Here is a 13,387-nt window from a genome sequence, read left to right on the forward strand (position 1 = left end):
GCAAGGGGTTTTATTTGTTTGGATCGCTTAATTTTTCCGGCGTCGCACTTTCAGCGCATGAGGCATCACACGAATTTTTTTCATGATGTTTGCTAAGTGAATGCGATCTTTGGTGGTCAGCAGCACAGTGACAGTATACAAACGACCATCACGCTCTTCGGTGGAGAGGCCATGAATGTTGGATCCCGTTTTCGAGATCACATTGGTCAGTTCCGCTAACGCACCTTGGTGGTTTTGCATGTCCACTTTCAGTTCGGTGATGAACTCTTGCTCGTAATCTTTAGACCATTCAACCGCCATGTATCGATCCGGCTCTTTTTGGTAGCCACGAACATTAGGGCAGGTTTCACGATGCACCACTAAACCACGGCCCGGTGATACATGCGCAATGATGTGATCGTCTGGGATGGGGTGGCAGCAGTTAGCAAACGTGAGCAAAATACCTTCAGCGCCGCGGATCGGCAGTTTCTTTTTCGGTTTGCCATCATTGCTTTCCACTTCGGTCAGCTCATCAGCATCGCCAAGCAGACGACGCGCAATGACAATACTCATCAATTCGCCTAAACCAATCGCAGCTAGCAGATCATCGATACTGGTCATTTTTAATTCGTTAATCACATACTTGATGTTCTCTTCGCTGATGTCATTGAGCGAGAAATCACCGAGTGCATGATTGAGTAAACGTCGGCCAAGTGTGATTGACTCTTCACGGCGCATGGTTTTGAGCACTTGGCGTATTTTAGTGCGAGCGCGAGACGTCACCACATAGTTGAGCCAAGCGGCATTAGGGCGAGCTCCAGGCGCGCTGATGATTTCGATTGTCTGGCCGTTTTTCAGCGATTTACTTAACGGATAAGGGTTTCGATCAACACGAGCTCCAACACAGGTATTGCCGACATCGGTGTGCACCGCGTAGGCAAAATCAACCGCAGTCGCCCCGACAGGCAGCTCAACGATGCGGCCTTTGGGTGTGAAGACGTAGATTTCATCAGGGAAAAGATCCGACTTAACGTTCTCAATAAACTCAAACGAGTTGCCAGCGCTTTGTTGTAGCTCAAGTAGGCTTTGCATCCAGCGTTGAGCTTTAATTTGCGCAGTCGTTCCCGTACGCTCGCCATTGCCTTTATAAGACCAATGAGCAGCAACACCTTTGTCAGCCATTTGTTCCATGTCTTCAGTGCGGATCTGTACTTCAACTGGAACGCCGTGTGGGCCGACCATCGAGGTATGCAAAGATTGGTAGCCGTTCGCTTTGGGCACGGCGATGTAATCTTTCATGCGCCCCGGGCGAGGTTTGTACAAGCTATGAACTTGGCCTAATGCGCGATAACAAGTGTCTGCGCTATCCACTACTACTCGAAAAGCGTAGATGTCCATAATGGTGTGGAAACGCTGCTCTTTAGTTTTCATCTTGTTATAGATGGAGAACAGGTTCTTTTCACGGCCAACCACGCGTGCTTTCAGACCGAAATCTTGCAAGCGGCCTTCAATTTCACTGTGGATGCGTTGGATCATCTCTTTGCGGTTACCGCGAGCGGATCTCACCACTTCTTTCAATACGCGATAACGATTCGGGTACAATGCTTCAAAGCCAAGCTCTTCTAGCTCAGTCTTGATGTTATGAATCCCTAAGCGGTGAGCAAGAGGCGCGTAAATCTCTAACGTTTCACGGGCAATACGACGCTTTTTATCCGGGCGCAATGCGCCAAGGGTACGCATATTGTGTGTGCGGTCAGCAAGTTTGATGAGAATAACGCGAATGTCTTGCACCATTGCCAGCACCATCTTACGAAAGTTCTCGGCTTGGGCTTCTTTACGATCACGAAATTTCAACTTGTCGAGTTTAGAAACCCCGTCTACCAATTCCGCCACGGCGTGACCAAATTGTGCTTCAAGATCGTCTTTAGTGACATCGCAATCTTCGATGACATCATGTAATAACGCTGCTTGTAGCGTTTCCAAATCAAGGCGCATATCAGCCAAAATTCGAGAAACCGCAACAGGGTGAATAATGTAAGGTTCGCCGCTAGAACGGGTTTGCCCTTCATGGGCTTCACGTGCGACCACATAAGATTGACGCAGAGCCTCAATTTGAGGCTCTGTTAGGTATTCTTGGACAACGTCTTTAAGGCTATCAAATAGATACAAATTATAGGCCCGGAAGGTTGTTGAATTTGAATGGCAGAATTAACGGTTGTGAGCGATGCTGCTTACGGCGGCCAATTCTGCGGCTTCTTGCTCTTTCTGCTCTTGGCGCTCACGAGCATCAAGCACATCTTTCGTGATAAGACCTTCTTCGATTTCGCGCAGAGCGATAACGGTTGGCTTATCGTTCTCTTCTGGCACCAATGAATCTTTACCGCCAGTTTGCATTTGACGAGCGCGGCGAGCCGCAATCAGAACTAGGTCGAAACGATTGCCCACTTTTTCAACAGCGTCTTGAACAGTTACGCGTGCCATGAGAACTCCAAATAGTTAACTAAAAATTTTTAAATGACGAGAAAGTATACAGTCTAATCTTTGTTTATACTAGCGATAGACTTTGCCTTGTTTGAGCGGGTGATTATTCCGCCAGTAGCGCGTTGAGCATGCTGTTATATTTAGCAGCTTGCTTGTCTTGCTTCAATCGTTCAGCACGTAAAATAGCTCTGAAATCCATTAATGCCACATCGAAATCATCATTTATGATGACATAGTCGTATTCGGTGTAATGCGAGATTTCAGCTTGAGCTTCATTCATACGTTTAGCAATGACGGCTTCGCTGTCTTGACCACGAGCATTCAAGCGGCGTTCCAATTCTTCTTTTGAAGGAGGAAGGATAAACACACTTTTTGCATCCGGCATTTTGTCGCGTATTTGACGCGCGCCTTGCCAGTCAATATCAAGAAAAACGTCAATGCCTTTGTTGAGGTTATTTTCAATCCATACCTTAGAGGTGCCGTAGTAGTTGCCAAATACTTCAGCATGTTCGAGAAATTCACCTTTAGTAATCAACTCTTCAAACAGCTCTTTTTGTACAAAATGGTAATGAACACCATCTTGTTCGCCCGGGCGCATGCCGCGTGTGGTATGTGAAACAGAGACTTTCATCGCATAGGTTGGGTTGGTTTCCAACATCGCAGAGATCAAGCTTGATTTGCCTGCACCACTGGGTGCAGAGACGATATAAAGAGTACCTTTGCCCATCTGTTCTGTTCCACGTTAGGTTAGGATTGAATGCTGATATTTGCGTCTATCAGCATGTTAAAAGATAGCACTGACCCAGAGAGTTTCATCCTAGAAAATGAAAATAAGGCCAGAAAAAATGGAGGCGAAGAGTAGCACGTTCCCATGGATGTCTACAACAAAAAGGTCGGCCTTTAGCTGTGAAAGGGGAATTTTAAAACGGTGATATTTTCTTCAATGGGTAAACGTTTGCTCTTATTTCAAGGCTTGTCGAGGGGGTTTATTGCTGTATAATCGCCCGCCGCTGAGCTCGTGATTTGAATATGAACGCGTGTTAGGCCTATAAATTAATGCAAGACTAATTCTTCGATTTGGGTTCCCTCGCCCCCAAAACAAACTAAAAAGGTACACAATGAGTTACTTTACCCTTGCGCAGCAGCGCAAAGCTTTGGCACTTTTAGTGCTATTTCATTTGATCATTATCGCATCAAGCAATTATCTGGTTCAGTTGCCCTTTACTGTCTTCGGTTTACATACCACTTGGGGCGCATTTACTTTCCCATTCATTTTTCTGGCAACGGATCTCACTGTACGCATTTTTGGTGCAGCGTTGGCCCGTAAAATCATTTTCTTAGTGATGTTACCGGCTTTGATTGTTTCTTATGCACTCTCGGTACTATTTTTTGAAGGTCAATTCCAAGGGCTTGCTCAGCTTCATGAGTTTAATCTGTTTGTTGCGCGTATTGCGATTGCCAGTTTTATGGCGTATTTGCTAGGGCAAATTATGGATGTGCATGTGTTTAATCGTCTGCGCCAGATGAAGCAGTGGTGGGTTGCGCCAACATGTTCTACGTTATTTGGTAATGCATTAGACACGGTCGCTTTTTTTGCGATTGCTTTCTATCAAAGCCCCGATCCGTTCATGGCTGAACATTGGACCGAAATTGCCTTGGTTGATTATGGTTTTAAACTGGTGATCAGTTTAGGCCTGTTTGTGCCGATGTACGGTGTGCTGCTCAATTACTTGATCCGGAAGCTGACAGCGGTCAACCCTGATTTTCGAACCGTTGGGATCAATGCTCAGTAGTTGAAATGTTCAGTAGTGGAGTAGCAAGCCATTATACTAGGAAGAGAGAAAATCAAAGCCCGAGCAAGTGCTGCTCGGGCTTTTTTATGTGTCTGCATCTTATAACTATGATGGGTCGATAATGAGTGGCCAACCAATGTCGCTTTGACGGTTTGCTTCAATATCCAGCTCGGCGGTGGTGAGAGGATTGGCCGCTAACCATTTGGCGGATAACCGAAGAGTCAGTTGGTCACCTTGAGCTTGCAGTGTAAATTTAGGCTGTAGAGCCTCGTTACGACGATGGCTGAGCAATACGGCAAGGCGCAGTAAACGTAACACCCGCTTGGCGCTGTTGCCCGACAGAGCGTACTGCTCTGGCAATGAAGAGAGCTGCTCGCGATAACGACGAGCAATTTCGCCTAGAAAGTGTTTCTGTGCACGGGTATAGCCGGGTAAGTCGAGGTTTTGTAACAGGTAGGCGCTGTGTTCACCGCCTTTTTTTAAATCAATCGCTAACCCTATTTCATGCAATTGTGCAGCGGTAGTGAGCAGCATTTCAGCTTGCGGTTCCGCAATCCAATCTTCCCCCCCACACTGTTTGAGCAGCGATTGGGCAAGTTGAGCCACTTGCTTGGCGTAGTCAACATCAATTTGATATCGCACCTGAACGCTATTGATGGTACGCGTTCGAATGTCATCTTGGCGCAGCTCTTCGACCATTTCATACACTAAGCCTTCACGCAATGCGCCGCCAGCTAAAGTCATCGATTCAATCTCGAGCAGTTCAAAGATGGCAATTAAAATCGATAGGCCACTTGGGAAAACTAACGCTCGCTCTAAAGTTAAGCCTTCAATATCAAGCTCTTCCAAGTGATCGGCGAGCATCGCTTGTTTTTGCAAGCGTTTTAGTTTGGTATGAGTGATCACCTCATCCATCCCTTGCGCTAACATAATTTCTTGCAACGCTTGTACTGTGCCACTGGCACCCACGCACACATCCCAACCTAACTGTGTGTACTGCTCAAGGATAGGCGCTAACGTCTGTTTTGCCGCATCGATCGCTCGATTAAAGTTAGCCGCGTTAAGCTGTCTGTCTTTAAAATGGCGCTCAAGCCAAGTGACGCAGCCCATTTTTAAACTGGTTAACGCTTTGGCATCGAACCCTTCACCAATGATGAGTTCAGTACTGGCCCCACCAATATCGACAACCAAGCGTCGTCCTAAGCCACCTGAAGTGTGCGCCACTCCTTTATAGATAGTGGCCGCCTCTTCTTCACCGGAAATAACCTGAATGGGGTGGCCGAGTATTTGGTTGGCTTGAGTTAAAAACAGCTCAACGTTGGTGGCTGTACGCAGTGTGGCAGTGCCAACAATACGGATATTGCTGGCGGGTATATCTTGTAGTCGTTCCGCAAATAAACTGAGGCAGTCCCATCCTCGCTGCATCGCTTCTTGGCTAAGAGCGTTGTTATCATCTAACCCGGCGGCCAAGCGTACTTTGCGCTTTATTTTGGCCATCGTTTGTACACTGCCATCAATATGACGCACGATGAGCATATGAAAACTGTTCGACCCAAGGTCGATGGCAGCGTAGAGCGGCGAGGAGACGGCTTTACTCATAAATGGATTACGAACCCTTATTACTTTGATGCGGTTGACGTGGGCGACGACTTTGTGGCTTACGGTTGCCAGTACGAGGGCCATTGTTATTAGTACGGCGCTGCTGAGGATTACGAGAACGCAGACGAATTGGCGGTGGTAAGTCTTCAATCAACGCCGATGCATCGTAATCAGAAACAGGAACCGCGTGCCCGGTATACTCTTCAATCGCGGTTAGGTTAATGGCGTACTCTTCACAGGCAAAACTAATCGAATGACCACTCTCTCCTGCGCGACCTGTACGACCAATACGGTGCACGTAGTCTTCACAGTCATCAGGTAAGTCGTAGTTGAATACGTGTGTGACTTGAGGAATGTGTAAGCCTCGCGCTGCCACGTCGGTTGCAACAAGAATGTCGACATCACCGGTAGTGAATTGCTCAAGGATCTTTTCACGTTTCTTCTGTGGTACGTCGCCCGTTAGCAAGCCGACACGGTGCCCATCTGCAGCTAAATGACCCCAAATAGAGTCGCAGCGGTGTTTTGTGTTGGCAAAAATGATGGCGCGATCTGGCCAGTCTTGTTCTATCAGTGTCTGTAATAGCGCCATCTTATGTTCGTTCGACGGGTAGAACAGCTCTTCTTGGATGCGATGGCCAGTTTTTTGTTCTGGTTCGACAACCACGTGCTCAGGGTTATGCATGTGCTCGAACGCCAATTCTTGAACGCGATAAGAAAGCGTGGCTGAAAATAGCATGTTCAGGCGTTCTTTAGGTTCAGGCATACGGCGAAACAGAAAACGAATGTCCTTGATAAAACCAAGGTCAAACATGCGATCGGCTTCATCCAGCACAACTGCTTGAATATTATTCAAGTTAAACACGTGTTGTTTGTAGAAATCGATGATACGTCCTGTTGTACCGATCAATATGTCGACACCATCTTGCAGCTTAGACAACTGCTTATCGTAGCTTTCACCACCGTAAGCCAGCGCAGCTTTGATACCAGTACTGGCAATCAGAGGTTCGGCGTCGTTATAAATTTGAATCGCTAACTCACGAGTCGGAGCCATAATAATGGCACGCGGCTGCGTCGGTTTTCGCCCTTCATGTTCAGGGGTTGTTAGTAAGTGGTTAAAAGTAGCAGCGAGAAACGCAAGCGTTTTACCAGTCCCTGTTTGGGCCTGGCCTGCAATGTCTTGGCCGGTGAGCAGTACCGGCAACGCCAAGGCTTGGATCGGGGTACAGTAATCGAACCCTTTTTTTTCCAATCCTTCAACAACTTGAGGATGTAATCCCAAATCGGCGAACTTTTGCTCTGTGATATGTGTCTTTTTCATCGCCATAGAATATCAGCTTAAGCTTGCAATACGAAAGTAAATACATTCCAATAGAGCATCTATTTACTGGTTAGCTTATAATCAGTGCAGAAAAACATATTGGAGTGGAAGATGAGCGATAAGATTTTGCAGCTTACAGATGATGGTTTTGAGAACGATGTAATCAAAGCTGCAGGCCCTGTTCTTGTTGATTTTTGGGCAGAATGGTGTGGTCCTTGTAAGATGATTGCACCAATTTTGGATGAAATCGCTAGCGAGTACGAAGGCAAACTGACTATCGGTAAATTAAATATCGACCACAACGCAGGTACTCCACCTAAGTTTGGTATTCGTGGCATCCCAACCTTGCTGCTGTTCAAAAATGGCAACGTCGCTGCAACGAAAGTTGGTGCGTTATCAAAAACTCAATTGAAAGAGTTTTTGGACGCAAACCTATAACAGGTATCGCAAAGCCGTACATTTTCTGATGCACGGCTTTGTTTTTTTGAAAAGAAACAAACTCTAGACTAGGCTATTATTTAGTGCTAGTTTATCGCACGTTAATTAGACAAGTGTTCACTTCTTGGTCGATCCTGAGACCAAAATCCATCTTAACTAGAAAATAGATCCTATTTTGACTAAACAAGTATCCACCACAATGAATCTAACAGAATTGAAGAACAGACCTGTGTCTGATCTTGTGAAACTTGGTGAGAGCCTAGGCCTCGAAAACCTAGCGCGTCTAAGAAAACAAGACATCATCTTCTCCATCCTAAAAGCGCACGCAAAAAGTGGTGAAGATATATTTGGTGATGGGGTCTTGGAAATTCTTCAAGACGGTTTTGGTTTCTTACGTAGCGCCGACTGTTCATATTTAGCTGGCCCTGATGATATCTACGTATCACCAAGCCAAATTCGCCGTTTCAACTTACGCACCGGTGACTCAGTATCCGGCAAAATTCGCCCACCAAAAGAAGGCGAACGTTATTTCGCATTGTTAAAAGTTAACACCGTTAACCACGACAAACCGGATAATGCACGTAACAAGATTTTATTTGAGAACTTAACTCCACTGCATGCCAATGAACGTATGATCATGGAGCGTGGTAATGGCTCGACAGAAGACATTACGGCACGAGTTCTAGACCTTGCCTCTCCGATTGGTAAAGGCCAGCGTGGTTTGATTGTTGCTCCGCCAAAAGCGGGCAAAACCATGTTGCTACAAAATATCGCGCAAAGTATTGCTAACAACCATCCTGATTGTGTGTTGATGGTGCTACTGATTGACGAACGTCCTGAAGAAGTAACGGAAATGCAACGCCTTGTGAAAGGCGAAGTGGTTGCTTCTACGTTTGATGAGCCAGCTTCACGTCACGTACAAGTGGCAGAAATGGTGATCGAAAAAGCAAAACGTTTGGTTGAGCATAAGAAAGATGTCGTTATCCTGCTTGATTCCATCACACGTTTAGCTCGCGCCTACAACACTGTGATCCCGTCATCTGGCAAAGTGTTGACTGGTGGTGTGGATGCCAACGCATTGCAACGCCCTAAGCGCTTTTTTGGTGCGGCTCGTAATGTAGAAGAAGGCGGTAGTTTAACGATTATTGCGACGGCACTGGTTGATACTGGCTCTAAAATGGATGAAGTTATCTACGAAGAGTTTAAAGGTACAGGTAACATGGAATTGCACCTTAACCGTAAAATTGCGGAAAAACGTGTTTTCCCTGCTATCGACTTCAACCGCAGCGGTACTCGCCGTGAAGAGTTGCTAACTAAACCTGATGAGTTACAAAAAATGTGGATTCTGCGTAAGATCGTTCACCCAATGAGTGAAAGTGACGCAATGGAATTCTTAATTGATAAGCTCGCGATGACGAAAACTAATGATGAGTTTTTTGATGCGATGCGCCGTCAATAATAGACGCTAAGTTTAGTATGACCAACGCCACCGTTTATCGGTGGCGTTTTTGTTTGCATTTGACCCATTAACCTTCCACAATAGGCCAAATGTTACAAGGAGGTTAAAATGCAACAAGGAATGTTGTCGTCGCTTCTCCTCTCGCTATTTTTATTTTGTGCGTGGCCAAGTGCTGCCTCTATAGAAATAACGTCTGATACAGCTCAAAAATGGCTTCAGGAAGAACAAATTCGCCATAAAAGTGCAGAGCTATTGCAGTACGCGGTACATGATGAATTTGATTCTTTGCGTTTTTCATTACAACGTTTAGCGCTATTACCGCAAGAAGCCGCACGTTTTCTGTTGCTGCAAAAAATCGAGCAGTTGGATCTCGCCCTAACGCCGAATATGGTGATATTCATTGAAGAGCAGCAAGCGCTTGCACCCACTTACCAAGTTGTTGAAAAAGAACAAGGCTATGAATTCTCAACCCCAGCTTTTGACTCTTCTGCGATAGCCAGCCGTTTATTAAAGCGTTGGCGGCAGGAACAAACCATTCTCGATTTCTTGGTGAAGGCGGAGCGCCAAGAGCTAGTACTGAAAACATGGTTGTCAGGGACTCAATATCAAGTAAAAATTCGCGAAACGTTACTGATCCGCGAGTTAGATACAGTATCCCCAAGTGCTTTAGCTGCGCTCACTGAGCAACTGACATCAGAGCCAGTGACCGGATGGTTGCCTTCCACACAAGTGATGGTTCGATTAGCTCAAGTTAGTGAAGATCCTAAAATCTATAAACTCCTGTGGCTGATGCGGGTCGATTTCTCCATTCAGCAGGAACTCACACGATTAGCCAGCGTAAGCGATGAATTTGCGATAAAACAGATCATGGCCGCCAGTGAAAATCCAAGTTTAAAAGTACAAGCGATTAAGGCATTAGTTCGCATTAGCCCCATGCGTCCTGATATCCGCGACTTTCTGATAGCCAAAATGTCAATCAATGAAGAGGTCAATTTAGTGGCCACTGCTTTGGTCGAGCAAGGACACAGCCGCTGGCTAAAGGATTTACTGGTGAGTAATTCTCAGGTGAAAAGTCGTGGTATTTTGCAAGCCCTTTCTCAATAACCCTATGAAATTTGGGGATCGTTAATGGGTTGTTTTTGTTATACTGCCTGCAGTTTAATCAGCGATGTAGTAGGCCTATGAGCTTTAAGGATTTACGTGAATTTGTTGACCATCTGGAAAAAACAGGCCAACTAAAACGCATTACTTGCCCGATTGACCCTCATTATGAAATGACGGAAATTAGCGACCGCACTTTGCGTGCCGCAGGTCCTGCCTTGCTATTTGAAAACCCGATCGGTTATACGGTTCCGGTGCTCACTAACTTGTTTGGCACCGCAAAACGCGTCGCGATCGGCATGGGGCGTAAAGAGGTCCAAGAGTTAAGGGAAGTCGGCAAATTACTGGCTTATCTCAAAGAGCCTGAGCCACCACAGGGCTTCAAAGATGCTATCGATAAATTGCCTTTATTTAAGCAAGTGCTCAACATGCCAACCAAACGACTACGCAAGGCTCCTTGCCAGGAGATTGTTTGGCAGGGCAACGATGTTGACTTAGACAAAATCCCAGTGATGAGTTGTTGGGCCGATGATGTGGCACCCCTTCTAACTTGGGGGCTGACCATCACTAAAGGGCCAAACAAGAAGCGACAAAATCTCGGGATTTATCGCCAACAGAAACTCAGTAAAAACAAAGTCATCATGCGTTGGCTGGCGCATCGTGGTGGTGCTCTAGATTTAAGAGATTGGATGGACACTCACCCCGGAGAGAATTTCCCCGTTTCAGTGGCTTTTGGTGCTGATCCTGCAACCATTCTAGGCGCGGTGACACCAGTGCCAGATACGCTTTCTGAATATGCTTTTGCGGGATTGTTACGAGGCAGCAAAACAGAAGTGGTTAAATCGCTCAGTAATGATCTCGATGTGCCTGCTAGTGCGGAAATTGTGCTGGAAGGCTACATAGATCCAAACGAATATGCTGACGAAGGGCCTTATGGTGATCACACGGGTTACTATAATGAAGTTGAAAAGCATCGTGTCTTTACGGTTACGCATATCACAATGCGCAGCAATCCTATCTACCATAGCACTTATACCGGACGCCCACCTGATGAACCAGCTGTGCTTGGTGTTGCGTTAAATGAAGTGTTTGTACCTATACTCCAAAAACAGTTCCCTGAAATCGTCGATTTCTATTTGCCGCCGGAAGGTTGTTCTTATCGAATGGCGGTGGTGACGATGAAAAAGCAATACCCTGGTCATGCAAAGCGAGTCATGATGGGAGTTTGGTCGTTCCTTCGCCAGTTTATGTACACTAAATATGTGGTGGTGTGCGATGAATCAGTCGATGCTCGTGATTGGAATTCAGTTATCAATGCAATGACAACACATATGGACCCAGTCCGAGACACTTTATTCATCGAACATACACCGATTGATTCACTTGATTTTGCCTCTCCAGTGGTGGGGCTAGGCTCCAAAATGGGCTTAGATGCTACCATTAAATGGGATGTTGAGAGTGACAGTACGAGACAACAGTCATCACCATCAACGGCTCCTCAGATCAAAGCTGAGCATTTGGATCAGCTTAGAGCACAGCATTCTGAGATTGTTGATATCTATTTAGTGCCATTTTCTAATGATGGTTTCTTGATTGTATCCATGAACAAAGCGTTCGCTGGTCAATCTCAAGAGCTGTTAAAAAAGATATGGGCATTTTTAGAGACATTTTCAAATCTGAAGTTTGTTGTGCTCTGTGATGATGATGTGAATATCCGAGATTGGAATGATGTGATTTGGGCGATAACCACGCGCATGGATCCGTCTCGAGATACTGATCGTATAGAAGCTAATGAAGGGCAATGTTCCAAGCTCCTGCTGGATGCAACCAACAAACTCTCTGGTGAAGTTCAGCGAGAGTGGGGGACGCCAATCCAAAAAGATCACGAGGTCGTCACCAAAATAGACTCGCTCTGGGATGAGCTAGGTATTTTATGACTTATACGGTGATCTTGCTGCCGAAAGGCGATACTTTTGAAGTGCAAGACGGTACAACGGTGTTGGAAGCTGCGCTCAACAAGAACATCTCTTTTCCACACCGTTGTCAAATAGGTGCATGCGCTATGTGTATGTGCAGAAAATTAGAAGGTGTAGTGGAATATAACTTAGAACCGATGTTGACTGACGAAGAGCAGCGACAAGGTTGGATATTCCCTTGCCAAGCCTTTGCAACAAGTAACTTAGTACTTACTTTTGCAGAGTAAGTCAGAGGAAAAACATGACCACCCAATGTAAAGTAAAGTCAATTGAGCCATTAGCCTCTAATACTTATAAAATCATCCTCCAACCTGAAAGCGTTCTTGCATTTAAAGCTGGGCAATATCTCATGGTAGAAATGGGTGAGAAAGATAAACGTCCATTTTCTATCGCAAGCAGCCCTTGCCGTTCTGGTGAACTAGAGTTGCACATTGGTGCCGCCGAGCACAATGCTTATGCACAGGAAGTGGTTGAGAAAATGAGAACGGCATTAAGCAACAAGGGTTTAGTCAATATAGATGCACCTCACGGTGATGCGTGGGTAAAAGAAAATGAGCGCCCTCTACTACTCATTGCTGGAGGAACAGGTTTTAGCTATGTACGCTCGATTTTAGATCACTGTATTAGCCAAAAAAAAAGTAACGCTATCTATTTGTACTGGGGAGCAAAAGACGTTTACCAACTCTATGCAAAAACAGAACTGAGTGAGATTGCTCAGCAATTTGAGAACATCCACTTTGTACCTGTTGTTGAAACGGCTGATGAAGGTTGGAATGGCAAGGTTGGCAATGTACTCCAAGCGATCAATGATGATTTCGAGTCGTTAGAAGCGTACGACATTTATATTGCAGGTCGTTTTGATATGGCTGGAGCAGCAAGAGAACAGTTTACCCAATACAAAAATGCAAAAAGCGATCACATGTTTGCTGATGCCTACGCTTTTATTTAAGATCGAGAGAGATTAAAGCCTATCAAAAGAGAGCGAAATGCTCTCTTTTGACGCTTTGTGGCTGCTATTTAAACAAAATAGATGTTTTTCTTATTTTTTATTAAAAACCGCTTGCACTCATCTTCGTTCTCCCTATAATGCCGCCTCACTGACACGGCACAGCCAGTAAGGGTTCAAGCCCAACCAGCAGCCAATCAGTAGGTCAAATCGGTAAGACGAAATAATGTAAAAAAGTGTTTGACACTTTTCATTATCTCGCTAGAATGGCCGCCTCTTCAAAGGAAGCCTCGGCAA

General features: G+C 45.6%; 12 protein-coding genes. 7 read left to right on the top strand and 5 right to left on the bottom strand.

What is annotated here, in order from left to right:
• Window positions 1-27 precede the first annotated feature (27 nt).
• The 3 genes from spoT to gmk form a co-directional block, all read right to left on the bottom strand.
• A complete protein-coding gene (gene spoT / locus AACU59_RS17290; protein WP_094144454.1) occupies window positions 28-2,148 on the bottom strand; it encodes a bifunctional GTP diphosphokinase/guanosine-3',5'-bis pyrophosphate 3'-pyrophosphohydrolase in 2,121 nt (706 codons plus the stop codon).
• A 39-nt stretch (window positions 2,149-2,187) separates the two neighbouring features.
• A complete protein-coding gene (gene rpoZ / locus AACU59_RS17295) occupies window positions 2,188-2,460 on the bottom strand; it encodes a DNA-directed RNA polymerase subunit omega (RefSeq protein WP_013855406.1) in 273 nt (90 codons plus the stop codon).
• Between the two features lie 103 nt (window positions 2,461-2,563).
• Window positions 2,564-3,187 carry a guanylate kinase gene (gmk, locus tag AACU59_RS17300; protein WP_017044367.1) on the bottom strand — a complete coding sequence of 208 codons (624 nt, stop codon included), beginning with the start codon at window positions 3,185-3,187 and terminating at the stop codon, window positions 2,564-2,566.
• 391 nt (window positions 3,188-3,578) lie between these two features.
• Here gmk and AACU59_RS17305 point away from each other — a divergent pair, with 391 nt between their 5' ends.
• The gene (locus AACU59_RS17305) at window positions 3,579-4,253 is read left to right on the top strand and encodes a 7-cyano-7-deazaguanine/7-aminomethyl-7-deazaguanine transporter (RefSeq protein WP_026028324.1); all 675 of its coding nucleotides are present in this window, start codon (window positions 3,579-3,581) and stop codon (window positions 4,251-4,253) included.
• Between the two features lie 105 nt (window positions 4,254-4,358).
• On the opposite strand, the gene gppA is transcribed toward AACU59_RS17305, so the two are convergent.
• Both gppA and rhlB read right to left on the bottom strand, forming a co-directional pair.
• Window positions 4,359-5,852, bottom strand: coding sequence for a guanosine-5'-triphosphate,3'-diphosphate diphosphatase (gene gppA, locus AACU59_RS17310; RefSeq protein ID WP_017045714.1), 1,494 nt, complete (start codon window positions 5,850-5,852; stop codon window positions 4,359-4,361).
• A 7-nt stretch (window positions 5,853-5,859) separates the two neighbouring features.
• Window positions 5,860-7,170, bottom strand: coding sequence for an ATP-dependent RNA helicase RhlB (rhlB, locus tag AACU59_RS17315; protein ID WP_026027733.1), 1,311 nt, complete (start codon window positions 7,168-7,170; stop codon window positions 5,860-5,862).
• Window positions 7,171-7,281: 111 nt separating this feature from the next.
• On the opposite strand from rhlB, the gene trxA reads away from it, so the two are divergent.
• The 6 genes from trxA (at window position 7,282) to fre (ending at window position 13,093) form a co-directional block, all read left to right on the top strand.
• Window positions 7,282-7,608, top strand: a complete 327-nt coding sequence (gene trxA, locus AACU59_RS17320; protein WP_010319293.1) for a thioredoxin TrxA — start codon at window positions 7,282-7,284, stop codon at window positions 7,606-7,608.
• Between the two features lie 199 nt (window positions 7,609-7,807).
• Window positions 7,808-9,067, top strand: a complete 1,260-nt coding sequence (rho, locus tag AACU59_RS17325; RefSeq protein ID WP_010319292.1) for a transcription termination factor Rho — start codon at window positions 7,808-7,810, stop codon at window positions 9,065-9,067.
• A gap of 108 nt (window positions 9,068-9,175) precedes the next feature.
• Complete coding sequence (locus AACU59_RS17330; protein WP_094144455.1) at window positions 9,176-10,171, top strand: hypothetical protein; 996 nt, start codon at window positions 9,176-9,178, stop codon at window positions 10,169-10,171.
• Between the two features lie 77 nt (window positions 10,172-10,248).
• Complete coding sequence (gene ubiD / locus AACU59_RS17335) at window positions 10,249-12,105, top strand: 4-hydroxy-3-polyprenylbenzoate decarboxylase (RefSeq protein ID WP_094144456.1); 1,857 nt, start codon at window positions 10,249-10,251, stop codon at window positions 12,103-12,105.
• Window positions 12,102-12,371 (top strand): 2Fe-2S iron-sulfur cluster-binding protein, encoded by a 270-nt coding sequence (locus tag AACU59_RS17340; RefSeq protein WP_013855397.1) that lies wholly within the window; start codon window positions 12,102-12,104, stop codon window positions 12,369-12,371. The genes ubiD and AACU59_RS17340 overlap by 4 nt, the downstream gene beginning before the upstream one ends.
• Window positions 12,372-12,385: 14 nt before the next feature.
• The gene (fre, locus tag AACU59_RS17345; protein WP_094144457.1) at window positions 12,386-13,093 is read left to right on the top strand and encodes an NAD(P)H-flavin reductase; all 708 of its coding nucleotides are present in this window, start codon (window positions 12,386-12,388) and stop codon (window positions 13,091-13,093) included.
• Window positions 13,094-13,387 lie beyond the last annotated feature (294 nt).

The organism is Vibrio sp. V23_P3S9T160 (genome assembly GCF_963886625.1).
Classification (GTDB): domain Bacteria; phylum Pseudomonadota; class Gammaproteobacteria; order Enterobacterales; family Vibrionaceae; genus Vibrio; species Vibrio anguillarum.